Origin of the sequence: Pseudomonas sp. S8, assembly GCF_050473925.1 — a bacterium.
Taxonomy (GTDB): Bacteria; Pseudomonadota; Gammaproteobacteria; order Pseudomonadales; family Pseudomonadaceae; genus Aquipseudomonas; species Aquipseudomonas parakoreensis.
In genome coordinates this window covers 5,064,287-5,091,233 of record NZ_JBFDVZ010000016.1, presented here as the reverse complement: position 1 = coordinate 5,091,233, position 26,947 = coordinate 5,064,287, and the positions used below count along the sequence as shown (strand labels likewise).

The 26,947-nt window shown below is 60.1% G+C and carries 23 protein-coding genes; 16 read left to right on the top strand and 7 right to left on the bottom strand.

Annotation, left to right across the window (positions count from 1 at the left end; translation table 11 throughout):
- The first annotated feature begins 40 nt into the window (after window positions 1-40).
- The 3 genes from AB1J88_RS24120 to trxA all read left to right on the top strand — a co-directional run bounded on the left by AB1J88_RS24120 (window position 41) and on the right by trxA (window position 2,226).
- A complete protein-coding gene (locus tag AB1J88_RS24120; protein WP_108183938.1) occupies window positions 41-505 on the top strand; it encodes a YbaY family lipoprotein in 465 nt (154 codons plus the stop codon).
- Window positions 502-1,155, top strand: a complete 654-nt coding sequence (locus tag AB1J88_RS24115; RefSeq protein ID WP_086793083.1) for a class I SAM-dependent methyltransferase — start codon at window positions 502-504, stop codon at window positions 1,153-1,155. Before AB1J88_RS24120 ends, AB1J88_RS24115 begins: the two co-directional genes overlap by 4 nt.
- Window positions 1,156-1,353: 198 nt before the next feature.
- Complete coding sequence (gene trxA, locus AB1J88_RS24110) at window positions 1,354-2,226, top strand: thioredoxin (RefSeq protein ID WP_041074494.1); 873 nt, start codon at window positions 1,354-1,356, stop codon at window positions 2,224-2,226.
- A gap of 111 nt (window positions 2,227-2,337) precedes the next feature.
- Here trxA and AB1J88_RS24105 read toward each other — a convergent pair whose 3' ends face one another.
- Entirely contained in the window at window positions 2,338-2,697 is a 360-nt protein-coding gene (locus AB1J88_RS24105) for a hypothetical protein (RefSeq protein ID WP_430292115.1), read from the bottom strand.
- A 135-nt stretch (window positions 2,698-2,832) separates the two neighbouring features.
- On the opposite strand from AB1J88_RS24105, the gene AB1J88_RS24100 reads away from it, so the two are divergent.
- From AB1J88_RS24100 to AB1J88_RS24080, 5 genes are all read left to right on the top strand, one after another.
- Window positions 2,833-3,435: a DUF2796 domain-containing protein gene (locus AB1J88_RS24100; RefSeq protein WP_222018119.1), complete on the top strand. Its 603-nt coding sequence runs from the start codon at window positions 2,833-2,835 to the stop codon at window positions 3,433-3,435.
- A 132-nt stretch (window positions 3,436-3,567) separates the two neighbouring features.
- A complete protein-coding gene (locus tag AB1J88_RS24095; RefSeq protein ID WP_007966120.1) occupies window positions 3,568-4,278 on the top strand; it encodes an ABC transporter ATP-binding protein in 711 nt (236 codons plus the stop codon).
- Window position 4,279: 1 nt separating this feature from the next.
- On the top strand, window positions 4,280-5,545 hold the full coding sequence (locus AB1J88_RS24090; protein WP_430292114.1) for an ABC transporter permease: 1,266 nt from the start codon (window positions 4,280-4,282) through the stop codon (window positions 5,543-5,545).
- Window positions 5,546-5,556: 11 nt separating this feature from the next.
- Entirely contained in the window at window positions 5,557-6,075 is a 519-nt protein-coding gene (locus AB1J88_RS24085) for a DUF3299 domain-containing protein (RefSeq protein WP_430292113.1), read from the top strand.
- 224 nt (window positions 6,076-6,299) lie between these two features.
- Entirely contained in the window at window positions 6,300-6,998 is a 699-nt protein-coding gene (locus tag AB1J88_RS24080; protein WP_027612943.1) for an OmpW/AlkL family protein, read from the top strand.
- A 183-nt stretch (window positions 6,999-7,181) separates the two neighbouring features.
- Here AB1J88_RS24080 and AB1J88_RS24075 read toward each other — a convergent pair whose 3' ends face one another.
- Window positions 7,182-8,111: an NAD-dependent epimerase/dehydratase family protein gene (locus AB1J88_RS24075; RefSeq protein ID WP_430292112.1), complete on the bottom strand. Its 930-nt coding sequence runs from the start codon at window positions 8,109-8,111 to the stop codon at window positions 7,182-7,184.
- A complete protein-coding gene (locus tag AB1J88_RS24070; protein ID WP_041074483.1) occupies window positions 8,104-8,988 on the bottom strand; it encodes a sugar nucleotide-binding protein in 885 nt (294 codons plus the stop codon). Before AB1J88_RS24070 ends, AB1J88_RS24075 begins: the two co-directional genes overlap by 8 nt.
- Window positions 8,989-9,308: 320 nt before the next feature.
- Here AB1J88_RS24070 and AB1J88_RS24065 point away from each other — a divergent pair, with 320 nt between their 5' ends.
- The gene (locus AB1J88_RS24065; RefSeq protein ID WP_430292111.1) at window positions 9,309-13,610 is read left to right on the top strand and encodes a DEAD/DEAH box helicase; all 4,302 of its coding nucleotides are present in this window, start codon (window positions 9,309-9,311) and stop codon (window positions 13,608-13,610) included.
- Between the two features lie 143 nt (window positions 13,611-13,753).
- On the opposite strand, the gene AB1J88_RS24060 is transcribed toward AB1J88_RS24065, so the two are convergent.
- On the bottom strand, window positions 13,754-15,847 hold the full coding sequence (locus tag AB1J88_RS24060) for a mechanosensitive ion channel domain-containing protein (protein WP_430292110.1): 2,094 nt from the start codon (window positions 15,845-15,847) through the stop codon (window positions 13,754-13,756).
- 219 nt (window positions 15,848-16,066) lie between these two features.
- Between AB1J88_RS24060 and AB1J88_RS24055 the strand changes: the two genes are divergently transcribed.
- From AB1J88_RS24055 to AB1J88_RS24035, 5 genes are all read left to right on the top strand, one after another.
- The gene (locus AB1J88_RS24055) at window positions 16,067-17,269 is read left to right on the top strand and encodes an MFS transporter (protein ID WP_430292109.1); all 1,203 of its coding nucleotides are present in this window, start codon (window positions 16,067-16,069) and stop codon (window positions 17,267-17,269) included.
- A 204-nt stretch (window positions 17,270-17,473) separates the two neighbouring features.
- Window positions 17,474-18,400: a DUF72 domain-containing protein gene (locus AB1J88_RS24050; RefSeq protein ID WP_108183950.1), complete on the top strand. Its 927-nt coding sequence runs from the start codon at window positions 17,474-17,476 to the stop codon at window positions 18,398-18,400.
- Complete coding sequence (locus AB1J88_RS24045; protein WP_041074473.1) at window positions 18,397-19,194, top strand: endonuclease/exonuclease/phosphatase family protein; 798 nt, start codon at window positions 18,397-18,399, stop codon at window positions 19,192-19,194. Before AB1J88_RS24050 ends, AB1J88_RS24045 begins: the two co-directional genes overlap by 4 nt.
- Window positions 19,191-20,465 carry a cardiolipin synthase ClsB gene (clsB, locus tag AB1J88_RS24040; RefSeq protein WP_198760325.1) on the top strand — a complete coding sequence of 425 codons (1,275 nt, stop codon included), beginning with the start codon at window positions 19,191-19,193 and terminating at the stop codon, window positions 20,463-20,465. The genes AB1J88_RS24045 and clsB overlap by 4 nt, the downstream gene beginning before the upstream one ends.
- Complete coding sequence (locus AB1J88_RS24035) at window positions 20,462-21,433, top strand: lysylphosphatidylglycerol synthase domain-containing protein (protein ID WP_430292108.1); 972 nt, start codon at window positions 20,462-20,464, stop codon at window positions 21,431-21,433. Before clsB ends, AB1J88_RS24035 begins: the two co-directional genes overlap by 4 nt.
- Window positions 21,434-21,459: 26 nt before the next feature.
- On the opposite strand, the gene AB1J88_RS24030 is transcribed toward AB1J88_RS24035, so the two are convergent.
- Both AB1J88_RS24030 and AB1J88_RS24025 read right to left on the bottom strand, forming a co-directional pair.
- Window positions 21,460-22,218: an alpha/beta hydrolase family protein gene (locus AB1J88_RS24030; RefSeq protein WP_047296890.1), complete on the bottom strand. Its 759-nt coding sequence runs from the start codon at window positions 22,216-22,218 to the stop codon at window positions 21,460-21,462.
- The gene (locus AB1J88_RS24025; RefSeq protein WP_430292107.1) at window positions 22,208-23,317 is read right to left on the bottom strand and encodes a DUF3182 family protein; all 1,110 of its coding nucleotides are present in this window, start codon (window positions 23,315-23,317) and stop codon (window positions 22,208-22,210) included. The genes AB1J88_RS24030 and AB1J88_RS24025 overlap by 11 nt, the downstream gene beginning before the upstream one ends.
- A gap of 227 nt (window positions 23,318-23,544) precedes the next feature.
- On the opposite strand from AB1J88_RS24025, the gene AB1J88_RS24020 reads away from it, so the two are divergent.
- Entirely contained in the window at window positions 23,545-24,990 is a 1,446-nt protein-coding gene (locus AB1J88_RS24020; RefSeq protein WP_430292106.1) for an ATP-dependent nuclease, read from the top strand.
- Window positions 24,987-25,880, top strand: coding sequence for an HNH endonuclease (locus AB1J88_RS24015; RefSeq protein ID WP_430292105.1), 894 nt, complete (start codon window positions 24,987-24,989; stop codon window positions 25,878-25,880). The genes AB1J88_RS24020 and AB1J88_RS24015 overlap by 4 nt, the downstream gene beginning before the upstream one ends.
- A gap of 44 nt (window positions 25,881-25,924) precedes the next feature.
- Here AB1J88_RS24015 and AB1J88_RS24010 read toward each other — a convergent pair whose 3' ends face one another.
- Complete coding sequence (locus tag AB1J88_RS24010; RefSeq protein ID WP_430292104.1) at window positions 25,925-26,917, bottom strand: GlxA family transcriptional regulator; 993 nt, start codon at window positions 26,915-26,917, stop codon at window positions 25,925-25,927.
- Window positions 26,918-26,947 lie beyond the last annotated feature (30 nt).

Sequence of the window (26,947 nt, the reverse complement as noted above, 5' to 3'; positions counted from 1 at the left end):
TGATCGTTTGATCCACGGATTTCATTTTCTGGAGCTGCCAATGTCGCTACGACCGCTCGTTTTGCTCAGTCTTTTCGCCCTGCTGGTGGCCTGCGGTAGCGATAAACCCAAACCGCAACCGCCAACACCAGGCCCGGCGCCGCAACAGGCGCAGAAAAAAGCCAAGGAAGCCGCCGACCTGGGTCCGCTGCCTGCCTATCAACGGGAACTGAGCGGCACCCTGCAAGGCGTGCCGGCCGGGGCCGAAGTCGAACTGGCGCTGCTGGTGATCGATGAAAAGTCGCGCCCGCAACAACTGCTCGCCAGTTCCAGCCTGATCGGCAACAACCAGATTCTGCCGTTTCGCCTGCGCTTCAATCCGGAGTCATTTCCGGCTGGCGCACGGGTTGAGCTGCGAGGTCGTGCCACGCAATCGGGCCAGTTGATCCTGCACCTGCCGTCACAAACCATCACCCAGCCGACCACACAGGCGCTGGGCCAGCTGCAATTTGTCAAAGCACCATGACCGTACCGCTCGACCTGCAACAGGCGCTGGGTGAACTGCTCGGTGATGCGCGGCTCAAGGCCTGTGCATTGCCGGGCACCGATTTGCAGTTGTGGCTGATCGACGGCGACAACATGGATCGCGAATTCAGCCCGGATGAAACCCGGCGCATCCTTCACGAACCGCCCTACTGGAGTTTCTGCTGGGCCAGCGGCCTGGCGGTGGCGCGTTATCTCGCGGAGTTCCCCGAGTGGGTGCGCGGCAAGCGGGTGCTGGATTTCGGCGCCGGCTCCGGGATCGCCGCGATTGCGGCGGTCAAGGCCGGGGCGTTGGAAGTGGTGGCCTGTGATCTGGATCCGCTGGCGATTGCTGCGTGTCGGGCCAACGCTGAACTCAATGATGTGCAGATGAGTTATTCGACGGACTTCTTTGCCGAGGCTGATCGCTTCGACCTGATTCTGGTGGCAGACGTGCTCTACGACCGCGAGAACCTGCCGCTGCTCGACGCGTTTCTCAGCCGTGGCCGCGAGGCACTGGTGGCGGATTCGCGGGTTCGGGATTTTCGTCATCCGTTGTATGAGCGCATTGAAATGCTTGAGGCGATGACGTTGCCGGATCTGGCGGAGCCGGAAGAGTTCAGACATGTCAGTCTTTACCATGCGCGGCGCTAACCAAAAGCATCGCGGGCAAGCCCGCTCCCACAGTGACCGAGTCGAACCAACATTTCTTCTACGACACAGAATCCTGTGGGAGCTGGCTTGCCAGCGATGGCGTCCTGCCTAGCTGTACACCTCTCAAATCTGCCCCGCTTCCGGCCACACCCCGCCAAGCCGTATAGTTGCCCCATCCACGCTTTTACGAGATCCCCCATGAGTCAGCAAACGCCGTACATCTTCGACGCCACGACTGCCGATTTCGACCAGTCGGTGATCGAAGCTTCCTTCAACAAACCGGTGCTGGTGGATTTCTGGGCCGAATGGTGTGCGCCGTGCAAGGCGTTGATGCCGATGCTGCAAGGCATTGCCGAGAGCTATCAGGGCGAACTGCTGCTGGCCAAGGTCAACTGCGACATCGAGCAGGACATCGTGGCCCGCTTCGGCATTCGCAGCCTGCCGACCGTGGTGCTGTTCAAGGACGGCCAACCGGTCGACGGCTTTGCCGGTGCGCAGCCGGAGTCCGCCGTGCGCGCCCTGCTCGAACCGCATGTACAGATGCCACCGCCGGCCGCTGCCGATCCGTTCGAACAGGCGCAGGCACTGTTCGATGAAGGTCGTTACGCGGAAGCAGAAGCCGCGCTGGTGGTGATGCTCACCGAAGACAACAGCAACGCCAAAGCGCTGATCCTCTACGCCCGCTGCCTGACCGAACGCGGCGAACTGGGTGAGGCGCAAACCGTGCTCGACGCAGTCAAGAGCGATGAGCACAAGGCTGCACTGGCCGGCGCCAAAGCGCAGATCAAATTCCTTGGCCTGGCCCGCGACCTGCCGGATGCCGCCGACCTCAAGGCACGCCTTGCACAGAATCCGCAGGACGACGAAGCGGTGTATCAACTGGCGATCCAACAACTGGCGCGTCAGCAATACGAAGCGGCGCTGGAGGCCTTGCTCAAGCTCTTCATCCGTAACCGCAGCTACGGTGAAGGCCTGCCGCACAAGACCTTGCTGCAAGTGTTCGAACTGTTGGGCAACGATCATCCGCTGGTGACCGCTTACCGCCGTAAAGTGTTCGCTGCGCTTTATTAAGATCAAAAGATCGCAGCCTTCGGCAGCTCCTACAAAGGATCGTATTCACCGCTTATTTTGCGCAGGAACGCTGAACCTGTAGGAGCTGCCGCAGGCTGCGATCTTTTCGTTTCACTCTATCCAGCTGTAAAGCGGTGTATCCCCGCCACTCACCACTTTTACATCCGAACTGTGGCGCAGGCGCACCAGCAGACGCTTACCCGCCGAGGCGCTGCCGGTCAGCCCCTCAAGCTGCTCCAGCAAATCCGGCCCGCTGAGCTGCCCGGCCTTGCGCAACAGATCCTGCGCGACCTGCCACAACGCATCGTCCCGGTTCAGTGGTTTCGCTGCCGGCGTGCTCAATGCCGCTTCAGGCTGATCACCCTGCGGCTGCGCGCCAAGGGCTGCGCCGAGCCTCACCCAATCGCTGTCATCCAGCTCCACCGTCAAATCCACCGGCGTCGCGCCAACGGTTCCGCGTATCCGCAACATCTGCTTCGCTCCTGCACATTTCTGACCTGCATGCTCCCACGGGACTTGTGCAACGCCAAGCGCACGGGCAAACTCTGCGGACTTTCGTTATAAGATTACATAACAAACTCTTCACTTTACTTTCCGGAGACCGCCATGCGTCGTCTGCTGCTCGCTTTGCCGTTTGCCCTGTTGCCGCTGGCCGTCGCCCATGCTGCCGATGAGCACGATCATGACCACGAGCACGGCAGCCTCGGTGCCCACGAACATGGCGTCGGCCGCCTGAACGCCGCGCTCGACGGCCAGACTCTGGAGCTGGAACTGGAAAGCCCGGCGATGAACCTGGTGGGCTTCGAACATGCCGCCACCAGCGATGCCGACAAGGCCAAGGTCGCCGCCGCACGCACCAAACTGGAAAACCCGCTGGCGCTGTTCAGCCTGCCAGCCGCCGCCGGTTGCAAGGTCACCAGCCAGGAACTGGAAAGCCCGCTGTTCGGCGACAAACCGGCTGCCGACGAGCATGACGATGATGACCACGACGAAGATGCCAAGGGTGGTGAAGCGCATCACCACGATCACAGCGAAATCCACGCCCACTATCAATTCAGCTGCGCGGCCTCGGGTGCTCTGAAGACCCTGGATCTGGCGAACCTCTTCAATACCTTCCCGGCCACACAGAAAATTCAGGTACAACTGATCGGCCCGAGCGGCCAGCAGGGTACGGAAGTGACGGCCAAGGCTGCCGCCCTGAAATTCTAATTGCCTGAAAAATCCCCTGTAGGAGCTGCCGAAGGCTGCGATCTGTTGATCTTGCCTTTAAAAACAGGATCAAAAGATCGCAGCCTTCGGCAGCTCCTACGCGGGCCCGTGATCAAACATGAAACCGCTGTCATGACCCAAGCACTCATCGAACTGTCCGACCTGGGCTTCAACTGGCCCGGTCACCCGCCGCTGCTGGACATCCCGGCGTTTCGCCTGGAACCGGGCGAAACCCTGTTCCTCAAAGGCCCCAGCGGCAGTGGCAAGACCACCCTGCTCGGTCTGCTCGGTGGCGTGCAGAAGCCCGGGCGCGGCAGCATTCGCCTGCTCGGCCAGGAACTGACCGAACTCGGTGCCGGCGCCCGCGACCGCTTTCGTGTCGATCACACCGGCTACATCTTCCAGCAATTCAACCTGCTGCCGTTTCTTTCGGTACGCGAGAACGTCGAGTTGCCCTGCCACTTCTCCAAACTGCGTGCCGAGCGGGCGAAACAGCGTCACGGCAGCGTCGACCAGGCCGCCGCCACCCTGCTCGCTCACTTGGGTTTGAAGGACGAAAGCATCCTCGGCCGTCGCGCCGATTCACTGTCGATCGGTCAGCAGCAACGGGTCGCCGCCGCCCGGGCCTTGATCGGCCAGCCGGAACTGGTGATCGCCGACGAACCGACCTCGGCGCTGGATTACGACGCCCGGGAAAACTTCATTCGTCTGTTGTTCGCCGAATGCCGCGAGGCCGGTTCCAGCCTGTTGTTCGTCAGTCACGACCAGAGCCTGGCGCCGCTGTTCGACCGTCACCTGTCCCTGGCCGAACTCAATCGCGCCGCCACGTCTGCCGAGGTCTGAGATGTATCTGTTTCGTCTGGCCATGGCCAGCCTGGCCAACCGCCGCTTCACCGCCCTGCTCACCGCGTTCGCCATTGCCCTGTCGGTGTGCCTGCTGCTCGCGGTCGAGCGCGTGCGCACCGAGGCCAAAGCCAGTTTTGCCAGCACCATCAGCGGCACCGACCTGATCGTCGGCGCTCGCTCCGGTTCGGTGAACTTGCTGCTGTACTCGGTGTTCCGCATCGGCAACGCGACCAACAACATTCGTTGGGACAGCTTCGAACATTTCGCCAGCAACCCGAAAGTGAAGTGGGCGATCCCGATGTCCCTCGGCGACTCCCATCGCGGCTACCGGGTGATGGGCACCACCCAAGCCTATTTCGAGCATTACCAGTACGGTCGTCAGCAGCACCTGGAACTGGCCGACGGCCGTGCCTTCGCCACCGACCCGTTCGAAGTGGTGCTCGGCGCCGAAGTCGCCGAAGCGCTGCATTACAAGCTCGGCGACCAACTGGTGCTGGCCCACGGCGTAGCGGCGATCAGTCTGGTCAAGCACGATGACAAACCGTTCACCGTGGTCGGCATTCTCAAGCGCACCGGCACGCCAGTAGATCGCACGTTGCACATCAGCCTCGGCGGCATGGAGGCGATTCACATCGACTGGCACAACGGCGTACCGGCGCGCGGCAACGGCCGGATCACGGCGGAACAGGCACGCAACATGGACCTGACGCCACAGGCGATCACCGCGTTCATGCTCGGCCTCAACAGCAAGATTTCCACCTTCGCCCTGCAACGCGAAATCAACGAATTCCGTGGCGAACCCATGCTGGCGATCCTCCCGGGCGTGGCCTTGCAGGAGCTGTGGAGCCTGATGAGCACCGCTGAAAAGGCGCTGTTTGTGGTCTCGCTGTTTGTGGTGCTGACCGGGTTGATCGGCATGCTCACGGCGATTCTCACCAGCCTTAACGAGCGCCGCCGGGAGATGGCAATTTTGCGCTCGGTCGGCGCACGACCGTGGCACATCGCGAGTCTGCTGGTGCTGGAAGCTTTCGCGCTGGCACTGACCGGCGTAATCGCCGGACTGGCGTTGCTGTACCTCGGCATCGCCGCCGCGCAGGGTTACGTGCAGGCCAATTACGGGCTGTATCTGCCGCTGGCGTGGCCGAGCGAGTATGAATGGACGCTGCTCGGTGGCATTCTGGCGGCCGCGCTGCTGATGGGCAGCGTGCCGGCCTGGCGCGCGTATCGCCAATCCCTGGCCGATGGCCTGTCGATCCGTTTATGAGGATATTCACCATGCCCCGCGCTGTGCTTGCGCTGCTGTTGCTGGTCGCCCTGCCCGTGTGGGCAGGGGCACCGAAAGACCTGACCTGGTCGGAGATGATCCCGCCGGACGCCGCGCCGGAAGTGCCGAACATGACGCCGTTGCACGACCTGTCGAAGATGGGCGACGCGCTCTCGGCCGAGTCGGCGCCAGCGGCGAAACAGGACATGCCCAACGCGCCGGTGGTGCAGAGCCTCGACGGGCAGAACATCCGCCTGCCGGGCTACATCGTGCCGCTGGAAGTCAATGAAGAAGGACGCACTACGGAGTTTCTGCTGGTGCCTTACTTCGGCGCCTGCATCCACGTGCCGCCACCGCCGTCGAACCAGATCGTGCATGTGAAAAGCGAGCTGGGCGTGAAGCTCGACGAGCTGTATCAGCCGTACTGGGTCGAGGGACCGTTGCAGGTCAAGGCGTCCACCAGCGAACTGGCCGATGCCGGGTATCAGATGGCGGCGGACAAGATTTATGTGTATGAGCTGCCGGAGTAATTCCGGCACTTCTGTGATGTTTTTAATGGCCCCTTCGCTGGCAAGCCAGCTCCCACAGTGATCGAGTCGTTCACCCATTTTTGCTGGCTTGCCAGCGAAGGGGCCGGCCAAGGTTCCACAAAAAACCGGGGCATCACTGTTTCATTGAGCTGAGTCAAAAGACCGTATCAGTTGGCTTCATACCATAGGACATCAGACATTTTTAACGTCCTTTTGGAGCCCCCATGAACAAGTCCTTGCTCAGCGCCTCGCTGTTTGCCCTCGCGCTCGCAGCCCCGCTCGCCCACGCTCACGAAGCCGGCGACATCATCGTTCGCGCCGGTGCGATCACCGTCAACCCGAAGGCCGACAGCTCCAATGTCAAGGTCGATCAGGGTCCGTTGAGCGGCACCAACCTGGGCGGCAAGGCGACCATGAGCAGCGACACCCAACTGGGTCTGAACTTCGCCTACATGCTGACCAACAACATCGGGATCGAGTTGCTGGCGGCCTCGCCGTTCGAGCATGACGTGAAGATCAAAGGCACCGCGCTGCCAGCGGCCAACGGCAAACTCGGCACCCTGAAACACCTGCCGCCCACCCTCAGCGTCGTGTACTACCCGCTGGATGCGAAATCGCCGTTCCAGCCTTACATCGGTGGCGGCATCAACTACACCTGGATCTACGACGAGCACGTCGGCAGCGAAGCCCAGTCCAACGGCTTCAGCAACTTCAAGGCGAAAAACTCCTGGGGCCTGGCCTGGCAGGTCGGCGCCGACTACATGCTGACCGACAACATCATGCTCAACGCCCAGGTGCGCTACATCGACATCGATACTCGCGCCACCGTCGAGAACAACGCCGTGGCACCGGGTACCCGGGCCAAGGTGAATGTTGATGTCGATCCGTTTGTGTACATGGTGGGTCTGGGCTACAAGTTCTAAGGCAGATTCAACCAGGAACGTTCACGTGGTGGTGAATGAGGCTTTGGGTGAGCAGGCTTAGAACTGACGACGATCACTTCGTGATCGATCGGGGATAAATCCCCTCGCCACAGGATTAGCGACACATTCCGGCCGTGAAAAAGGCGCCTGTCAAAAGGCGCCTTTTTCATGTCTGCGATAAACCTATTTGCCCAGCAATCGTGCCAGCCCCACGCGCATCGGCGTCGGCTCTGGCAGCTTGAAACGTTGCAGCAAACGCGCGTTGTTCGCCCGCGAATGACGGATGTCGCCGGCGCGCGCCGGGCCATAGCTGACCGGTGGCAGTTCGCCGACCACTGCCTGCAGCGTTTGCAACATCTGCTTGAGGTTCATCGCCTGATTCCAGCCGACGTTCATCGCGCCCACTTCCACTTCAGGCTTGTCGATTGCCTGCACCAGCACGTCGACCAGATCCTCGACATAGAGGAAATCGCGGGTCTGCTCACCATCGCCGAACACGGTGATCGGCAGACCTTTCTGCGCCCGCTCGCTGAAGATGCTGATGACCCCGGAATACGGCGAGGACGGATCCTGGCGTGGGCCGAAGATGTTGAAGAAGCGGAAGATCACCGGCTCCAGACCATGCTGGCGACGGTAGAAATCGAAGTAGTGCTCGCCGGCCAGTTTGTCCGAGGCGTACGGCGTCAGCGGGGCCTTTGGCGTGTCTTCGTCAATCGACTCGCCTTCGCCATTGTTGCCGTACACCGCTGCGCTCGACGCATAGAGCACACGCTTGACCCCGGCCTGGCGCATGGCTTCGCAGACATTCAGGGTGCCGATGAAATTGCTCTGGTGCGTCTTCACCGGATCGTCCACCGACGCCTGCACCGAAGCGACTGCCGCCAAATGCGCAACGGCGCTGCAGCCTTGCATGGCCTGCGCGACCAGCGCGGCATCGGCGACATCACCGACGATCAGTTCGACCTTCGGGTTGTCCAGCGGCAGGTTGGCGCGTTTGCCGGTCGACAGATCATCGAGAATCCGCACCGAATGGCCGGTGGCGAGCAATGCATCCGTCAGGTGCGAGCCGATGAAACCGGCGCCGCCGGTGATTAAAACAGGGCCTTCAGCCATGACGATAAAACCTATCCAGTAAAGCCGGGAGTGCGGCGCGCCAGGCGCGGGGCTTGATCCCGAAAGTGTGCAGAATTTTCTTGCAGGCGAGGACCGCGTGCTGCGGTTCCTCGGCGGCATCCGGCCGCGCGGCATGGGCCTGAGCGGTCGGCGCTTCGATCGCCAGCGGATGCAGGCTGCGTGCTTCGGTCAGAATCGCCTGACCGAGCGCCAGCGGTGTGGTCGCCTCGTGGCCGGCGTAATGGTAAGTGCCCCACAGCGGCGCCGCGCAATCGAGTTGCTTGAGCACCGAAATGATCACTCGCGCCGCATCGTCCACCGGGGTCGGATTGCCCCGGCGGTCATCGGCCATGAGCAATTCATCCGGCTGTTCGGCGCGGGCGAGGAAACGTCCGAGGGTGCCTTCAGGGCTGTCATCGAGCAGCCAGCCGAAGCGCAGCAACACGTGTTGCGGGCAGGTCGCGCGGACACTTTGCTCGATGCGCCACAGCGCCTGGCCGCGCAGGCCCAGCGGCACCGGCTCGTCTTTTTCGCTGTAGGCAGTCGCCCGCGAACCGTCGAATACCCGGTAACTGGACGGTTGCACAAGAATGATGTTGTGGTGCTGGCACAGTTCCGCCAGCCGTTCGATGGCGCGCTCCTGGCCGGCCAGACGGCTTTCGCTGACGGTCTCGGCCTGGAACCAGTCGAAATAGTAGGCGAGGTTGATCAACGCATCCGGACGGGTATCGTCGAGCAGTTGCGTCAGGCTCGCGGCATCCCAGCCGTCTTCTGGCGGGCGGGGGGCGAGGAAACCGATGTCTTCTTCCGCACCGAGGCGAATCAGCGCCTGCCCAAGGGCATTTCCGCCGCCCAGTAACATAAGGCGCATTCGCATAGAGTCAGCAGGCCCAGTCTGATTGGAACGATGGCTTTAGCGACGGTGCGGGTGACACCGTCATCGATAATTGCCGGAATCGTTGCATTTTGCGGGTTTAGTGCGCAACCGTCACCCGTAAAGTGTAGATCGCCGGGAATTGTGCTGAATCATCTGGCCCCATCGCTGGCAAGCCAGCGCCCACAGGGTTCAGTGTTGATTGCCAAACTGTTGAACAACAATCACTGTGGGAGCTGGCTTACCAGCGATGAGGCCCTGATGAACAGCGCAGATCCCCAGCGGTACTTGCATCTTGCCGCCCCCACCCGCATAACTTGAGCATGAATCTGCCCATCCCCAAGGACGCCGCCCTGGCTGGCTTTCACCCCGCCGTCAGCGCCTGGTTCAGCAGCACCTTCCCGTCGGTCACCGCCGCCCAGGCCCGCGCATGGCCGTTGATCCGCCAGCGCCGCTCGACGCTGATCGCCGCGCCCACCGGCTCCGGCAAAACCCTCACCGCATTCCTCGCGGTGCTCGACGATCTCGTCCACCGTGGCCTGGAAAACCCCGACGGCCTGCCCGACGAAACCCTGGTGGTCTACGTCTCACCGCTCAAGGCCTTATCCAACGACATCCGCATCAACCTGCAGAATCCGCTGGCCGGAATCACTGAGCAGCTGCGCCAGATGGGCCTGGCCGAATTGCACATCACCACGGCGGTGCGCACCGGCGACACGCCACAGAAAGACCGCGCCGCCATGCGCAAAAGTGCGCCGCACATTCTGGTGACCACGCCAGAATCGCTGTACGTGCTGCTCGGCTCCGAATCCGGACGCAAAATGCTCGGCAGCACACGCACGGTGATCATCGACGAGATTCACGCCATCGCTGCCGGCAAACGTGGCAGTCATCTGGCGCTGAGCCTCGAGCGCCTGCAGGCGCTGTGCGCCGAACCCTTGACCCGCATCGGATTATCCGCCACACAAAAGCCGATCGAGGCCGTGGCGCGGTTTCTGGTCGGCACTGATCGCCCCTGCGAGATCATCGACATCGGCCACGCTCGCCCCCGAGACCTCGGCATCGAAGTGCCGCCGGTGCCGTTGTCGGCAGTGATGGCCAATGACGTTTGGGAACTGGTTTATGACCGGCTCGCCGAGTTGGCCCGCGAACACCGCACCACGCTGATTTTCGTCAATACCCGGCGCTTGGCCGAGCGCTTGAGTCGACACCTCAGTGAGCGTCTGGGCAAACACGCAGTGGCCGCGCACCACGGCAGCCTGGCCAAGGAATTTCGTCTCGACGCCGAACAGCGGCTCAAGCGCGGCGAGCTGCAAGTGCTGATCGCCACGGCTTCGCTGGAATTGGGCATCGATATCGGTGAAGTCGATCTGGTCTGCCAAATATCCTCGCCGCGTTCGATTGCCGGGTTTCTGCAAAGAGTCGGTCGTTCCGGGCACCAGGTCGGCGGCACGCCCAAAGGTCGCTTGTTCGCCACCACCCGCGACGACCTGATTGAGTGCGCCGCCCTGCTCGACTGCGTGCGCCGTGGCGAACTCGACACCCTGCACATCCCCGAAGCGCCGCTGGATGTACTGGCGCAGCAGATCATCGCCGAAGTCAGTTGCCGGGAATGGGCGGAAGATGTGCTGCTGGCGCTGTTCCGCCAAGCCTCGCCGTACCGCGATCTCGACGAAAAACACTATCAGGCGCTGCTGACCATGCTCGCCGAAGGCTACAACGGTCGTCAGGGCATCCGCAGCGCCTACCTGCACCGCGACGCCGTCAGCCGCACGCTACGCGGCCGCCGTGGCGCGCAACTGACCGCCGTGACCAGTGGCGGCACCATTCCCGACAATGCCGACTACAGCGTGTTGCTCGAACCGCAGGGCCTGAACATCGGCAGCGTCAATGAAGACTTCGCCGTGGAAAGCATCGCCGGTGATGTGTTCCAGCTCGGCAATACCTCCTACCGCATCCTGCGGGTGGAAACCGGCAAGGTGCGGGTCGAGGATGCCCAGGGTCAGCCGCCGACCATTCCGTTCTGGCTCGGCGAAGCCCCGGGGCGCAGCGATGAATTGTCGGCGGCGGTGGCGCGCCTGCAAGCGACCCTCGATGAACTGCTTGGCGTCCGCCCCGGCGATCTGCAACCGGCGCTCGACTGGCTGACCGCAACCCTGGGTCTGAACCGTGCCAGCGCCGAACAACTGGTGGAGTATCTCGCCCGCGCTCGCCTGACCCTCGGCGCCCTGCCCTCGCAGGACACGCTGCTGATGGAGCGTTTTTTCGATGAGTCCGGCGGTACTCAGTTGATCATCCATTCACCGTTCGGCAGCCGCATCAACCGCGCCTGGGGCCTGGCCTTGCGCAAGCGTTTCTGCCGCACGTTCAACTTCGAGTTGCAGGCAGCTGCCAGCGAAGACGCGATCGTCCTGTCGCTGTCCACCAGCCACAGTTTCGAACTGGATGATGTCTGGCGGTACCTGCACAGCAACAGCGCCGAGCACATCCTGATTCAGGCGATTCTCGACGCGCCGCTGTTCGGCGTGCGCTGGCGCTGGAATGCCGGCGTGGCCCTGGCGTTGCCGCGTTTTACCGGCGGGCGCAAAGTCGCGCCGCAGTTGCAGCGGATGAAAAGCGAAGGCCTCATTGCCAGTGTGTTCCCCGATCAGATCGCCTGCCTGGAAAACCTCGCCGGCGAACGGGAAATTCCCGAGCATCCGCTGGTGGAACAGACCCTCGACGATTGCTTGCACGAGGCCATGGACAGCGCCGGCTGGCTCACGCTGCTGCGGCGCATGGAGCGTGGCGAGGTGCGGTTGATCAGCCGCGATCTGCCGGCACCATCGCCGCTGGCGGCGGAAATTCTCAGTGCGCGACCGTACAGCTTTCTCGACGATGCACCGCTGGAAGAACGCCGCACCCAAGCGGTGATCAACCGACGCTGGAGCGATCCGCAATCCACCGATGATCTCGGTGCACTCGACGCCGACGCCATCAACGCGGTGCGCGAGCAAGCGTGGCCGACGCCGGCCAACGTCGATGAAATGCACGAGGCGCTGATGAGCCTGGCGTGCGTCGACGAGGCTGAAGTGCAGGCCAACGAGAATTGGCGTGAATGGCTGGCTAGGTTGACCGAAAGTGGTCGAGCCGGTCGCCTGATGGTCAACCCTCGACATTCGTTGTGGTTGGCACGTGAACGCCTGACGTGCCTGTTGGCGCTTTATCCACAGGCCACGCTGCAGCCGCAGCAGCAGGCCTTGCCCGGTTTCAACGAGCCATGGACGTTCGAGGAAGCGCTGGTCGAAGTGATCCGTGCACGCCTCGGTGCGTTTGGCCCGCTGCCGCTCCCGGCGATTGCCGAACCGCTGGCGCTGCCCCCTGCACACGTCGCACAAGCCCTCGCGCAACTGGAGCGCGAAGGCTATGTGCTGCGCGGGCATTTCACTCCGGGCGTAGCCGTTGAGGAGTGGTGCGAACGGCATCTGCTGGCGCGCATTCATCGCTACACGGTCAAGCGTCTGCGCCGGGAAATCGAGCCGGTGGCGTTGCAGGATTTCATGCGCTTTCTGTTCGACTGGCAGCACCTGTCCGCTGCTACGCGCGGTCAGGGCCACGCGGTGCTGCCGGCAATTATCGGCCAGTTCGAAGGTTACCCGGCAGCGGCTTCGGCGTGGGACAGCGACCTTCTCCCGGCGCGCCTGAAAGACTATTCGCCGAGCTGGCTTGATGAGCTGTGTCGCAACGGCAAACTGGTGTGGACGCGCCTCAGCGCCCGACAGAAAGTCAGCGGCACGGCGTTGCGCAGTACGCCGATTGTGCTGTTGCCGCGCAGTCAGGTCGGGTTGTGGAGTGGATTGGCCGAGCAAACACCGGTCAGCGAACTGTCGCCGAAAACGCAAAAGGTTTATGAGGCGCTGAGTCAGCACGGCGCGCTGTTTTTCGATGAGCTGATTCACGAGGCGCATCTGCTGCGCACCGAGCTGGAAATCGCCTTGCAGGAACTGGTCGGCGCCGGCCTGGTAAACGCCGACAGCTTCGCCGGCTTGCGTGCCCTGATCACCCCGGCGAGCAAGCGCCAGCAACGCAGCAGTCGACGCGGACGCGGTGCGTTTGTCGGTGGCATGGACGATGCCGGGCGCTGGGCATTGTTGCGCCGCGGGCCATGGCAGGAAAGCGCTGAGATAGCGTCACCGGAAACCCTCGAACATGTCGCCATGACGTTGCTGCGCCGCTACGGCGTGGTGTTCTGGCGCCTGCTGGAGCGCGAAGCGGATTGGCTGCCGAGCTGGCGCGAATTGCTGCGCACGTTTCATCGGCTGGAGGCCCGTGGCGAGATTCGCGGCGGGCGTTTTGTCAGTGGTCTGGCGGGGGAACAGTTTGCCTTGCCCGAGGCGATTCCATTGCTGCGCGAGGTACGGCGGCGGGCGCATGACGGCAGTCTGGTTGCGGTGTGCGGGGTTGATCCGCTGAACCTGGCCGGGACGTTGTTGCCAGGGGCGAAAGTGCCGGCGTTGGTGAGTAATCGGCTGGTGTATCGCGATGGGATGCCGGTTGCTGCCGAGATTGCTGGCAAGCAGGTTTTCTGGACTGAGCTGGATCAGGTGGCCATGGAGCAAGTGCGTAGCAAGCTGATCCGGCATTGATGTCGACAGGTCTGGCCCTCATCGCGGGCAAGCCCGCTCCCACAGTGATTTTTGGTGTGCCTACTATTTCAACATCACCCAGAACCCTGTGGGAGCGGGCTTGCCCGCGAAGAGGCCGGCAATCCCAGCACAAAATCCGGCGGTCAGGTACTCGACCGTTGTGGCGCCTCGCTCGCCACCAACTCCCCCTCACCCTGCCGCTTGGGCAACAAAACCTGCTGTGGATAAGTCTGCGCGAAATGCACCTCGGCGCTGTTATCCACAAGCTTTTTCAAACGCTGATTGAACGCCCGGCTCACCGCATACTGCCCGCCCGACACGGTACGGAATTGCGCGGTCAGCACCACGCCGTTCAAGTCCATTCTGTCCACGCCAAATACATCCAGCGGCCCTTGCAGGTTGTACTTGAGGAACGGGTCTTCGCGAATTGAATCACCGGTCTGGCGGATCAGTTCGATGGCCTTGTCGACATCGGTGTCGTAGGTGAACTGCACCGAGAAAAACGCGAAGGCAAACTGGCGTGACTGGTTGGTGACTGCCTTGATCTGACCGAACGGTACCGAGTGCACAAACCCCTTGCCGTCGCGCAGGCGCAGGGTGCGAATGGTCAGGCCTTCTACCGTGCCGGCATGCCCGGAATCGAGCACCACCCAGTCGCCGATCGACAGCGTGTCTTCAATGATGATGAACAGCCCGGTGATCACATCCTGCACCAGTTGTTGCGAGCCGAAACCGATGGCCAGACCGACCACCCCGGCACCCGCCAACAGTGGTGCGACGTTGATGCCGAGGTTGGCCATGGTGGTGATCGCGCAGATCACCACCAGGATGATTTTGATTGCGTTGCGCAGCAGCGGCAGGATGGTTTTCACCCGGGTGCTGGGCTGGCGCGACGAGCGTTTGCTGACCGGTGGTTTCAGCGCTTCCTGAATCGCCGTGTCGAGCACCACCCACAACAGCCAGGTGACGAGGAAGATCAGGCCGATGCTACTCAACGCATTGCTGATCGCCCGGCCGACGGTGCTGCTCTGGGCAAAATCGAGCAGCGAAACGCCCCAGATCCGCCCGAGAATATCGATGAAGGCAATCGCCATGACAATCCGCAGCAGCGCGTGCAACAGGCTGAGAAAGCGTTCCTTGTAAGCGCTGCTGCGCTGGATCGCTTCGGCTTTGCGCGACTTGAACAGGTGCTGGAGGATGGTGCTGAGGAACACCGTGCCGATCAGCAAAACCGTGGTGAACAACGCGCAGCGCAGGGCCTTCTGGTTGTCCTCGCCGATGCCGATCAGATTGACCGCCGAAACCAGCACCATCAACACAATCGGCCAGTACCAGAGCCCGGAAAAAATCCGCAGTGACTCCTGCATCGACGGCTGCTTCAGGCGCTGGGCCAGCGGCCGGTTGCGAATCAGATGTGCCACCGGCCGGCGCAAGCGAATCACCAGCAGACCGAAGATGACCGAGGCGATCAGCCCGGTGAACACCGCGACGCTGCTGGTGATGTTGCCGCCCAACTGACGGGCGATCTGCGGGCTGGTCAACGCGTCACTGAGGGCGGCGAGAAAGCCGATCAGGAATAGCGGTTTCGGGCAGTAGTCGCGGATGATCCGCGCGGCCGGCCGTTTGTGGCCGACGTTGAACATCACCACCACGCACAACAGCATCGAGGTGGAGAAAATCCCGCTGCTGGTGGCGTACGCCAGACACAGCGCCAGCGCCCGACCGACCGAGGCCTGCAGAAAGTGGCTGACGTACAGTGTCAGCGGCAGACAGATCAGCGCCGGCAGCGTGTACGGCAGCAGGTAGCCGACCAGGTCCTGACTGCGCTGGCGGGTCCGCAGCCAACGGCCCTGACTCAGCCGCTTGGCCAGCAGGCTGCCGAGCACCGTGAGCAGCGCGAAAGCGCCAAGCCACACGCCGGACAACATCAGGAAATCCCCGGCGACACTCCAGCCGGAGCGGTTCGACGGCTGGTTGACCAGTTTGTCGACCTCGTCCGCCGCGCGATCGGCACGCAGGCGCCAGGCGTCGACCAGATGTTCGTTGAGATCGAGTTTGTCCTGCACGTCGTCGATACTCGAACTGATCGCGCCGAGCAGACCGCCCTGCACAATCGGCTCGGGTTTGGCCGGCTCTTCAGCGGCAGCCGGAACCCCCGGCAGCGCGGCGGCTTCGAGTTCGCTGGCGCCGAGAAACAGCAGCGCTCCCAGCAGAATGGCGATCCTGAACTTGATCAAAACTGCGATCCCTCTTGGCTGAACCTGTAAGGAACTGATCGGTGAATGGCGGACAAGTTCGGTTTTTGGGTCAATTGCCTTCCCCCTGTGGTGAGAGGATTCACAGCACTCCGTGGATATTTGCGCCAGAAGCAAATATCAAATGCCCAGCTCTGTATTTTTCCGCACAAGCCAAACCTCGACACTGCGCTCCATTCAAACCTCTACCGGAGTGCTGTCATGCCCATTGCCTTGCTCGCGCTGACCCTCAGCGCCTTCGCCATCGGGACGACCGAGTTCGTCATCGTTGGCCTGCTACCCACCATCGGCGCCGACCTCGGCGTCGGTCTGCCGTCCGCCGGCCTGCTGGTCAGTCTCTATGCCCTGGGCGTTGCCATTGGCGCGCCGGTGCTGACCGCCCTGACCGGCAAAGTCCCGCGCAAACTGTTGCTGTTGTCGCTGATGGTGCTGTTCACCCTCGGCAACCTGCTGGCCTGGCTGGCGCCCAGTTATGAATCACTGGTGCTGGCGCGGATCGTCACGGGCCTGGCGCACGGGGTGTTCTTTTCCATCGGCTCGACCATCGCCACCAGCCTGGTGCCCAAGGAAAAAGCCGCCAGCGCGATTGCGATCATGTTCACCGGCCTCACCGTGGCGCTGGTCACCGGCGTACCGCTGGGCACGTTCATCGGCCAGCATTTCGGCTGGCGTGAAACCTTCCTCGCGGTCTCGGCGCTGGGTGTGATCGCCTTCATCGGCAGCCTGCTGTATGTGCCGAACAACATCGCCCACAGCAAACCGGCGTCGCTGTTGCAACAACTGCAAGTGCTGAAACAACCGCGCCTGCTGCTGGTGTACGCCATGACCGCGATCGGTTACGGCGGCTCGTTCATCGCCTTCACCTTCCTGGCGCCGATCCTGCAGGACATCTCCGGTTTCAGCGCCGGTACCGTCAGCCTGGTGCTGCTGGTGTACGGCGTCTCGGTGGCGGCCGGCAACATCTGGGGCGGCAAAATGGCGGACAAGCGTGGGCCGATCAGCGCCCTGAAAATCATCTTCGCCCTGCTCGCCGCCGTGCTGTTCGTACTGACCTTCACAGCCGGCAACCCATGGCTGGCGCTGGCCACGGTGCTGGTGTGGGGCGCGGTGGCGTTCGGCAATGTGCCGGGGCTGCAAGTGTACGTGGTGCGTCAGGCTGAACATCACACGCCGCAGGCGGTGGACGTGGCATCGGGGCTGAACATCGCGGCGTTCAACCTGGGGATTGCCGGTGGTGCGTGGGGCGGCGGACTGATCGTCGAACATCTGGGCCTGATTCACACGGCATGGATCGGCGGGCTGGTGGTGTTGGTGGCGCTCGCGCTGACGGCGTGGAGCGGGCGACTGGATCGCCTTGGTCCGACCTATGCCGAAAGCACTACGCGAGTCGTCACCGGTCACTGATCCCATGATCCCCTGTAGGAGCTGCCGCAGGCTGCGATCTTTTGATGTTGCTTTTCAAGATCAAAAGATCGCAGCCTGCGGCAGCTCCTACAGGGATGATGTTGTCTCCAGGCTACCGTCCGTAACGCCACCGAAACTTTCCCGAACCGCCCACAGTCATCAACAGACACAGGCTGTATGAGGACTGACGACGGGAGGGGCGGCATGGCAACGATTCACATCGGTATTTCCGGCTGGCGCTACGCTCCGTGGCGCGGGGATTTCTACCCGAAGGGACTGACCCAGAAGCGCGAACTGCAATTCGCATCACGGGCGGTCAACAGCATCGAAATCAATGGATCGTTCTACGCCCTGCAACGGCCCGAACGTTATGCGCAGTGGTACAGCGAAACGCCGGACGACTTCGTCTTCAGCGTCAAGGCGCCGCGTTTCATCACTCACGTGCGCCGCTTGCGCGAGATCGAAAAACCGTTGGCGAATTTCTTCGCTTCCGGGGTGCTGGAGCTCAAGGAAAAGCTCGGGCCGATCCTCTGGCAGTTTCCGCCGAACTTCAAATTCGACCCCGAGCGCTTCGAACACTTCCTCTCATTGTTGCCCCACGATACCGAGGCGGCCGCCGCCCTCGCCCGTCAGCACGACGCGCACCTGCACGGCCACGCCAGCCTGAAAGCCTGGCGCAAAAAACCGCTGCGCCATGCCGTCGAAATTCGCAACGACAGCTTCATCGATCCCGACTTCGTGCGCTTGTTGAAACGCTACAACACCGCCCTGGTGATCGCCGACACCGCCGGCAAATGGCCGTACCGCGAAGACCTCACCAGCGACTTCATCTACCTGCGCCTGCACGGTGCCGAAGAACTCTACGCCAGCGGCTACAGCGAATCGGCGCTGCAGAACTGGGCCAAACGCATCGACGCCTGGCACCACGGTCAACAGCCCGGCGATGCGCACCTGATCGCGCCGCGCCTCAAGCCTCGGGCGCGCAAGTCCCGCGAAGTGTTCTGCTATTTCGACAACGACATCAAAGTCCGCGCGCCCTACGACGCGCGCCGGTTGCTCCACTGTTTTGAGCTGGATAAAACACTCGCCACCGCCCCCGGCGAACCCGCTGCCGAAGGGGTGCTGACATGAGTATTCCAGAGCCGGTCGGGTTCACCGACGAGCAGACCCGTGTCGAAGCCTCGGTGCGCCGTTTCACCGTGCTGACGGTCAACACCCACAAGGGTTTCACCGCGCTCAATCGACGCTTCATCCTCCCGGAGTTGCGCGAAGCCGTGCGCAGCGTGGCCGCCGACGTGGTGTTTCTGCAGGAAGTCCACGGCACCCATGAGCATCATCCCAAGCGCTACAGCAACTGGCCGACGATGCCGCAGTACGAGTTCCTCGCCGACAGCCTGTGGCCGCAATTCGCCTATGGACGCAACGCGGTGTACCCAGAGGGCGATCACGGCAATGCGCTGCTGTCGAAATTCCAGATCATCCGCCACGACAACCTCGACGTGTCGATCAGCGGCCATGAGAACCGTGGCGTGTTGCATTGCGTGCTGCGCCTGCCGGGCGATGGCGTCGAGGTGCATGCGATCTGCGTGCATCTGGGCCTGCGCGAAAGCCATCGCAATGCGCAACTGAAGCTGCTCGGCGAGCGCATCGCGCAACTGCCGGCTGATGCGCCAGTGATTGTCGCCGGTGACTTCAATGACTGGCGCCAGCGCGCCGATGCGCTGCTCGAACCCTGCGGCTTGCGCGAAGTGTTCGCCGAACATCACGGCAAACCGGCGCGCAGTTTTCCGGCACGTCTGCCGATCCTGCGCCTGGACCGCATCTACGTACGTAACCTCAAGGCCAGCCAGCCAAACGTGTTGACAACACGGCCCTGGTCACACCTTTCCGACCACGCCCCGTTATCGGTGGAGATCGAACTATGAGCAGCGCACCGCTGGAGAAATCCGCCGTGGAACCGATCAGCATCAACCCGCCGGTACGCGAGCCCGGGCATGTCGATGTCGAGTACAGCTGGCAGGGCAACAACCGCGTCGAATTGCTGGAAAACGGCGAGGAATATTTCCCCCGGGTGTTCGACGCCATGCGTGCGGCGAAGAGTGAGATTCTGCTGGAGACCTTCATCGTTTTCGAAGACAAGGTCGGCGCAGAGTTGCAGCAGATCCTGATCGACGCCGCCCGGCGCGGCGTGCGCACCACCGTCAGCCTCGACGGTTTCGGCTGTGGTGAGTTGACCACCGGTTATCTCGCGGCATTGAGCGACGCCGGCGTGCACTTGCAGATGTTTGATCCGGCGCCCAAGCACCTGGGTTTTCGCACCAACTGGTTCCGCCGTCTGCACCGCAAGATCGTGGTGGTCGACGGACTGATCGCGTTCATTGGCGGGATCAACTTTTCCGGCGATCACCTGGCCGACTTCGGCCCCGAAGCGAAACAGGATTACGCGGTGCAGGTTCAAGGGCCGGCGGTCGCTGACATCCATCATTTCGCCCTGCTGCAAAGTGGTCGGCCGGGCCGCGCACGCTTCTGGTGGCAACGTCGGCGCCAGCGTCGGGCAGACATGGCTTTCAACGATCACGACGGTCAGGTGCGCCTGGTGTTTCGTGATAACGATCAGCACCACACCGACATCGAAGACGTGTACTTGCACGCATTGCGCCGGGCCAAACGCCGGGTGGTGATCGCCAACGCCTACTTCTTCCCCGGCTACCGCCTGCTGCGCGAGCTCCGCAACGCGGCGCGCCGTGGCGTCGAGGTGCGCCTGATCCTGCAAGGTCAACCGGACATGCTGGTGGCCAAACTGGCGGCGCGCATGACCTACGACTATCTGCTCAAGGCCGGGGTGCAGATCCACGAATATTGCCAGCGCCCGCTGCACGGCAAAGTCGCCTTGGTGGATGAGGAATGGAGCACGGTCGGTTCGAGCAATCTCGACCCGCTGAGCCTGTCACTGAACCTGGAAGCCAACGTGCTGATCCGCGATCGCACGTTCAATCAGCACTTGTTCCAGCGCCTCGAAGACCTGAGCCACAACCACTGCAAGGCGATGGACCCGAGCAAGGTGCCACGCGGACGGATCTGGCACATGACCGTGGGGTTTCTGGTGTTCCACTTCCTGCGGCATTTCCCGGCAATGGCCGGTTGGCTGCCGGCGCACAAACCACGGCTCAAGCCGTTTCGGGGGCGCATGTCATGAGCCATTCCTCAGCGCAAGCAGCGCCCGCCGTGCATTCTCGATGGAGTCGCTGGAAACGCCCACTGACGCTGCTGTTCTTCCTCGCGTTGATCGTGTTGCTGACGATGTTTGCCACGCGCATCGAATGGGCGGAAGTGCTGCAGACCCTGGCCGACTTCAAGGTGCGCACACTGCTCATCGCCGCCGCCGTGACCCTGTTGAGCTTTCTCACCTACGCCAGCTTCGACCTGATAGGGCGCACCTACATCCGCCAGGACCTGACCTGGAAACAGATCCTCCCGGTGGGGATCATCAGCTATGCGTTCAACCTCAATCTCAGCGCCTGGGTCGGCGGGATCGCCATGCGCTATCGGCTGTATTCGCGCCTGGGGGTGAGCAAAGGCAACATCGCCAAGATTCTCGGTTTGAGCCTGGCCACCAACTGGTTCGGCTACATGACGATTGCCGGCGCGGTGTTCAGCAGTGGCCTGGTGAGCATGCCGCCGGGCTGGAAAATCAGCAGCGATGCGCTGCAGGGCATTGGCGTGCTGTTGCTGCTGCTGAGTGCCGGTTACCTCGCCGCGTGCCAGTTCTCCAAGCGCCGCGAGTGGTCGATTCGCGGGGTGGAAATCAACCTGCCGTCCCTGCGCATGGCCGTTCTGCAACTGCTGCTGGGTGCGCTGAACTGGTCGCTGATGGCGGCGGTGATTTTCACCTTGCTGCCGGGCAAGCTGGATTATCCATTGGTGCTTGGCGTGCTGTTGATCAGTGCGATTGCCGGGGTCATCACGCACATTCCGGCGGGGCTTGGAGTGTTGGAAGCGGTGTTCGTCGCGCTGCTGCAGCACGAAGCTTCGCGGGGCAGCCTGGTGGCGGGATTGCTGGCGTATCGGGCGATTTATTTTCTTTTGCCGTTGTTGATCACCGTGGTGATGTACCTGCTGGTCGAGGCCAAGGCGAAGGCGTTGCGGATCGAGAAGACGCCCTAGTCATCCTTCGCCACAGGGGGATGTGCTCAAGTGGACTGAATGATGCTCAACCGCTCCCCAACCACCATCTCGGTAATCCAGTCCACCAGAATCGAGGTGTAGGCCTGCTGCGAAACCGGGTCGCTCAGCGCATGGTCAGCACCGTCGATTATCCGGTGCGTCAGCGAATGCGTCTGCTGACACGCGGCGCGATAACTCATGATCGTGGCGTGGGGCACGTAGTCATCGGTTTCCGATTCCACCAACAACACATCCCCGGTGAACTGCGAACAGGCGTGCAAGGCGCGGTTACTGTCGGCACGCACCAGCGTCGCCCGATAGTCGCGCAGATCAGCCTTGTCCAGATCACGCTTGGGCGTATGCCATTGTTCGTCGCGATACAGCGCCGGCACCCGCAACGCCAGCCAGCGCACCGGGCGCAGCGAGGTGAGAATCGACGCGAGATAGCCGCCATAACTGGTGCCGACTACCGCAATCGCCGAGGTGTCGAGCGCCGGATGCGCCAACAGGCGATCGTAGGCCGCGAGCAAGTCACGCAGGTTGTCTTCGCGCGTGACCCGGGTCAGCGGAATGCCGGTGCCACCGGTGTGTCCGCGCAGGTCGAAGGTCAGGCACACACAACCCAGCCCGGCGATGCCCTTGGCGCGTTCCAGATCACGCTCCTGGCTGCCACCCCAGCCGTGCACAAACAACACGCCGGGGACTTTCGATTTGGGACTGAGAAACGTCCCGCTCATCTGTTCGTCATCAATGTCGATCTGAATGCTTTCGCTTCTAGCCGTCATAGGATTTGACCGTTACGTATTTGAGGAGAAAGTCGCTGTTCTCGGCCGGGCCGCGATAGATTTCGATGGCGTCCGCCGGCAGGCTTTGATCACCGTAGGTTTCTACGGTCGAGACACGGATCGCCCGCATCTGCGGAGCGTTGACGAAGCTCTGCAGCGCGGCCAGTTCAGCGCTGCTGGCACCGCCCATGCGCCAGGATTGTTCGAGCACACCGCTGCGCGGTTTGCCATTGCTGTCCAGGCCTTGAGCGATGTCGTAGTTGCGCCGCGAGGCATAGAAACCCGGGTAGGCTTCGTCTGCCGCCCGGTCAAACATCCGCGCTTGCTCGATGGCCAGCCGCACGTCATCCGCTAAATCCAGCGCCAGCAACTGATCGTAACCGCCCTGCACCACCAGCAGATTCGAACCGCCGTAGACGTCCTCGCCATGGGCGTCCTGAGTCAAGTATTGATCACCGCAGTAGCTCAGCACCTTGCCGCCGATGAATGACTGACCGACGCTGTGGGTGACGACCTTGCTCAAGTCCTGCTCCAGCACCACGCCATCGCGGAACAACGCTGCTGCATCCACTCGAGCGAGGACCTCGTCGAACGCGTCGAGGCTGTTGATAACTTCCTGACCGCGACCGGCACAAGCGTGAATCGGCTTGAGGCGAATGGGGCCGCTGTACAGCAAGTGCTCGGCGGCGGGCCGCGCGTCTTCCAGGGCAAACACGGTCAAGCCATCGAGCACCACGTCGCGCACACGCTCGCAGAACAGCGGCGCCCAGCCTTGCGGCGCGTGGGCCAGATGGCTGCGCAGGCCGTGACTGATGGCTTTGGTGCAGATGAAATCGTGTTCGACGAATCCGCCCCATAAATCATCCGCGCTTTTGATGCCCAAGGCCTGTGCCTGTCCGGCGCCGACAATGGTTTGCGTCGGCAGCCAGTACAGATCACGACCGCGGTGTTGTTCCGGGACGTAGCTGCCAGCAAATCTGAGCCCGAGAATCTGCGCCAGCCAACGGGCCAGCGCCTTGTTGGTCTGCACTTCATGGTGTGGCGCGCCAGCGCGCACCGAGTGCGCGACGACGATTTTTCTGCCTGGCGTCGGGGTCATGCGTCCCCCTTTTTCTAGTTAGGAGCGGATACGCTCAAATGCATGCATGCCTTGAGCCAACCCACCGATCAAATAAATATTAAAAAAAACAATAAGTTAGAATTTGGTAGTAGCAATTGGCCTGTATTTTTTTGCATACTTTTGAGAAGCTTGTAGCTCATTTTGCACGACAACGAGTTTTGAGATTTAACTGGAATAAACAATTAGCCATCAAAGGAGTGAACAATATGAAATTTTACGTAGCACCCTCTCAAGCAGTCTTACTAGAGGCAAAAGAATTCCCCTTCATGTCTTTGGCGCGTGACACTTGGGATGATTACGGTAAAAAAACCCTCTTTACTTTATGGCTTTATGAAACTCCATCCCAGCGCTCATCTCTTGGAAAACTAAAGATAATATCTAAAGACGACGCTCACTACGACTCCAATGGATATACATTACTACCCGACACCTTCGAAAGTTTGAGCGATGACTACTGCTCACTTGGTCAAGATCTAGACTATTATGATAAGACAGCAAAAGCATTGGACTCAAACAGCGAAGTTATATTAGACGCACTAAATGACTTGGCCATGAACCCCGCGCTCGCTGAAGAATTCGACCATCTGAGCGCTTATACCAGTTCTTTAATAAGATTCAGCGAAGCAGAAAAATCTTTAAAAAGAGGCATAAATGCATTAAAAGGAACCTCTTTTGACGAGGAGTTTGATTTTAGCTTTTCCTGTCGAGTTGGTTCTGCCGAAGCTGATCACGATGCAAAATTTACGTTTATAAAAAACACTGAACTCCCAAATAGAATAATTGCAATTGTGGGTGGGAACGGATCAGGAAAGACTCAATATCTCTCTAAACTATCCCTGGCACTGAGCGGCGAAGAAGCACAAGGAGAATTCTATCCAACTCGGCCACTGTTTAATAAAATTATAGCGGTATCCTACAGCGCCTTTGATAAGTTCAAGCGCCCCCGTACCAAAAGAAGCTTCAGCTACAAATACTGCGGTCTGAAAGACGACAGCGGCTTCATGACACCAAAAAAACTTGAAACCATTTACAAACAGGCTTGCGATCGTATCACCCAAAAATCAAGAGTCGATCATTGGAAGGCTGTACTGAGCATAATAATAGACCCCAACATATTAGAAAAAATTCACGACGATTTATTTACTCAAAAGCAATTCTCCAAAGTGGCTCACAATAGCGAAGGAACATTGAGCTCAGGCCAAAGCATACTTATGTATGTAATTACAGAAATCATCGCTAACATCAGGGATGACTCCCTGATACTATTCGATGAACCAGAAATGCATTTGCATCCAAATGCCATTTCAAAATTAATCATCATGCTCAACTATTTGCTTAAAAACTTTAACTCCTATGCGATTCTTGCAACCCACTCCCCAATAATCCTCCAAGAAATACCTTCTGTTAACGTAAGAGTATTCGAACGAATTGGCAATACCCCCCTAGTGAGAGGACTAAACATAGAATCATTTGGCGAAAATTTGACTACCATAACAAAAGCAGTTTTTGAAACAATTGATACCGAGCAAAATTACAGAAAAGTACTTAAACAACTTTCAACAAAGCACACATTTGAAGAAATACACAAAATGTTTGACAATCGGCTCAGCCTCAATGCCGAGATCTACTTAAAGGGATGCTATGCAGAATGAAAAACTTTGTCTACCTTCCCGCCCCGTATTTCTCTCACTTTGAAAACATAACAAATTCAAAAAAAGATACGGTAAAGACTCAAGCCAACGAGAAAAAAAACACCTTACTTTCTTTATTTGATGAGATTCGGACAAAGTACAAATACTACGAAGACAACTTTGACAAAGGCAAACTGCACCTAATCAACAGCGCAGGATATGTTGATATAAAAAAATTAAGCCTCCTGGATGCGTACACAGGAAATGGAAAAGAGCTGGACAAACTAAAATCATCAATAAAAAAACTGCAGCATCAAGATTGGCAAAACACCTGCCCTTATTGCGGAATACTATCATTAAGTTCGACCGACCACTACCTACCAAAAGAAGACTACTCAGAGTATGCCGTACTTGCAATAAACTTAGTACCTTGCTGTTTGGAGTGCAACAACAAAAAAGGTACATACTGGAAAGCAAACAATGCCAGAACAATTATAAATTTTTACCTTGACGACATACCCGAGCAAGAATTCTTAACATGCGACCTTAAATATGAAGACGCAATACCTGTCGCTCGATACAAGCTTTTACAAGATCATGATATATCAGCAGAATCTTTTAACTTAATAAAGTGCCATTACGACAGACTCAATCTTTTGGAAAGATACAAAGACGGCTCAAACGATGAAATAACCAGCACGTTAGACTCCATATTGTCGTTCTCAAAAGACGATGAACCTTCAAAAATAAAATCAGACCTTATCACCAACTACCAAAAAAGAGTTTCGCGCTATGGAGTGAACCATTGGCGCTGCGCATTACTAAAGGCACTTTATAACAGTAATGTTTTTTTAGACCAAGCCTCCACCGCCCTAAAAACCCAACTTGTCAACGACATGATAAAAATATAATCGCCAAACTAAGCACTCTATTAAGAATGCTTAGTTTTTTACTTTCAGACCGCATTCGGTCGTACACACCCAAACAGCTCGCGATAATCACTTGGCGTCAGCCCGGTGATTTTCTTGAAGATCGCGCGAAACGCTCCCGGGTCCTGATAGCCCACCGTCCATGCAATGTGGTCGATGGTGCCATTGGTGAATTCGAGCAGTTCTCGCGCCTTGCCAACCCGCAGATGCTGGCAATATTCGGTGGGCTTCAACCCGGTCGCCGCACGGAAACGACGCAGAAACGTGCGCTCCTCCAGCCCTGCCCGTTCCGCCATCGAGGTCAGCGAAACATCAGTGGCGCCGGTGCTTTGCAGCCAATGCTGAACCTTGAGAATCGCCGCGTCGCCATGACTGAGGATCGGTGCAAAATTGCTCCCGCAGGCACTGGCGCTGTCGCTGTGCTCCATCACCAGAAAGCGCGCGGTGCCGCTGGCGATGCTCGGCCCGAGCAGCCGGTCGACCAGGCGCAAACCCAGCTCCGACCAAGCCATCAGCCCGGCAGTGGTGATCAAGTCGCCGTCATCGACAATCGGCGTATCCGCCTTGAGCCGGATGTTCGGATAACGCTCGACAAATGCCTTGGCCGAGGTCCAGTGCGTGGTGGCGCTACGCCCGTCGAGCAGGCCGCTTTCGGCCAGCAGCATCGACCCCACACAGACACCGCCGAGGGTTGCACCACGGGCATGCTGATCACGTAGCCACTGCAACCATTGCGCTGAAACGCTGGCCGCAGAAAAACTGCCGAGGGACGGTGGAATCAGCACTGCCAGCAAATGACTGTCAGCGCCGGGATGACTGTCGTACACCCGCTGCGGCGCCTGCCCGGCGTCGGCTTTCCAGTGACTGACGCGCAGCACCGGTAACTGCGCCGCCTGACGCTCGACAGCTATCCGGTTGGCGACCGCAAACAGATCGTTCAGCCCATGCACCGCCGCCAGTTGTACGCCCGGGTACATCAGTACGCCCAGTTCCACCGTGGCGGCCCTTTCTGCGCCCATGTCAGTTTTCCCCTGCTTATTGTCGGTCCG

Excerpts from the sequence above, each read along its gene's own strand:
- AB1J88_RS24120 (WP_108183938.1), top strand. The coding sequence starts at position 41 with ATGTCGCTACGACCGCTCGTTTTGCTCAGTCTTTTCGCCCTGCTGGTG.
- AB1J88_RS24115 (WP_086793083.1), top strand. The coding sequence starts at position 502 with ATGACCGTACCGCTCGACCTGCAACAGGCGCTGGGTGAACTGCTCGGT.
- trxA (WP_041074494.1), top strand. The coding sequence starts at position 1,354 with ATGAGTCAGCAAACGCCGTACATCTTCGACGCCACGACTGCCGATTTC.
- AB1J88_RS24105 (WP_430292115.1), bottom strand. The coding sequence starts at position 2,697 with ATGTTGCGGATACGCGGAACCGTTGGCGCGACGCCGGTGGATTTGACG.
- AB1J88_RS24100 (WP_222018119.1), top strand. The coding sequence starts at position 2,833 with ATGCGTCGTCTGCTGCTCGCTTTGCCGTTTGCCCTGTTGCCGCTGGCC.
- AB1J88_RS24095 (WP_007966120.1), top strand. The coding sequence starts at position 3,568 with ATGACCCAAGCACTCATCGAACTGTCCGACCTGGGCTTCAACTGGCCC.
- AB1J88_RS24090 (WP_430292114.1), top strand. The coding sequence starts at position 4,280 with ATGTATCTGTTTCGTCTGGCCATGGCCAGCCTGGCCAACCGCCGCTTC.
- AB1J88_RS24085 (WP_430292113.1), top strand. The coding sequence starts at position 5,557 with ATGCCCCGCGCTGTGCTTGCGCTGCTGTTGCTGGTCGCCCTGCCCGTG.
- AB1J88_RS24080 (WP_027612943.1), top strand. The coding sequence starts at position 6,300 with ATGAACAAGTCCTTGCTCAGCGCCTCGCTGTTTGCCCTCGCGCTCGCA.
- AB1J88_RS24075 (WP_430292112.1), bottom strand. The coding sequence starts at position 8,111 with ATGGCTGAAGGCCCTGTTTTAATCACCGGCGGCGCCGGTTTCATCGGC.
- AB1J88_RS24070 (WP_041074483.1), bottom strand. The coding sequence starts at position 8,988 with ATGCGAATGCGCCTTATGTTACTGGGCGGCGGAAATGCCCTTGGGCAG.
- AB1J88_RS24065 (WP_430292111.1), top strand. The coding sequence starts at position 9,309 with ATGAATCTGCCCATCCCCAAGGACGCCGCCCTGGCTGGCTTTCACCCC.
- AB1J88_RS24055 (WP_430292109.1), top strand. The coding sequence starts at position 16,067 with ATGCCCATTGCCTTGCTCGCGCTGACCCTCAGCGCCTTCGCCATCGGG.
- AB1J88_RS24050 (WP_108183950.1), top strand. The coding sequence starts at position 17,474 with ATGGCAACGATTCACATCGGTATTTCCGGCTGGCGCTACGCTCCGTGG.
- AB1J88_RS24045 (WP_041074473.1), top strand. The coding sequence starts at position 18,397 with ATGAGTATTCCAGAGCCGGTCGGGTTCACCGACGAGCAGACCCGTGTC.
- clsB (WP_198760325.1), top strand. The coding sequence starts at position 19,191 with ATGAGCAGCGCACCGCTGGAGAAATCCGCCGTGGAACCGATCAGCATC.
- AB1J88_RS24035 (WP_430292108.1), top strand. The coding sequence starts at position 20,462 with ATGAGCCATTCCTCAGCGCAAGCAGCGCCCGCCGTGCATTCTCGATGG.
- AB1J88_RS24030 (WP_047296890.1), bottom strand. The coding sequence starts at position 22,218 with ATGACGGCTAGAAGCGAAAGCATTCAGATCGACATTGATGACGAACAG.
- AB1J88_RS24025 (WP_430292107.1), bottom strand. The coding sequence starts at position 23,317 with ATGACCCCGACGCCAGGCAGAAAAATCGTCGTCGCGCACTCGGTGCGC.
- AB1J88_RS24020 (WP_430292106.1), top strand. The coding sequence starts at position 23,545 with ATGAAATTTTACGTAGCACCCTCTCAAGCAGTCTTACTAGAGGCAAAA.
- AB1J88_RS24015 (WP_430292105.1), top strand. The coding sequence starts at position 24,987 with ATGAAAAACTTTGTCTACCTTCCCGCCCCGTATTTCTCTCACTTTGAA.
- AB1J88_RS24010 (WP_430292104.1), bottom strand. The coding sequence starts at position 26,917 with ATGGGCGCAGAAAGGGCCGCCACGGTGGAACTGGGCGTACTGATGTAC.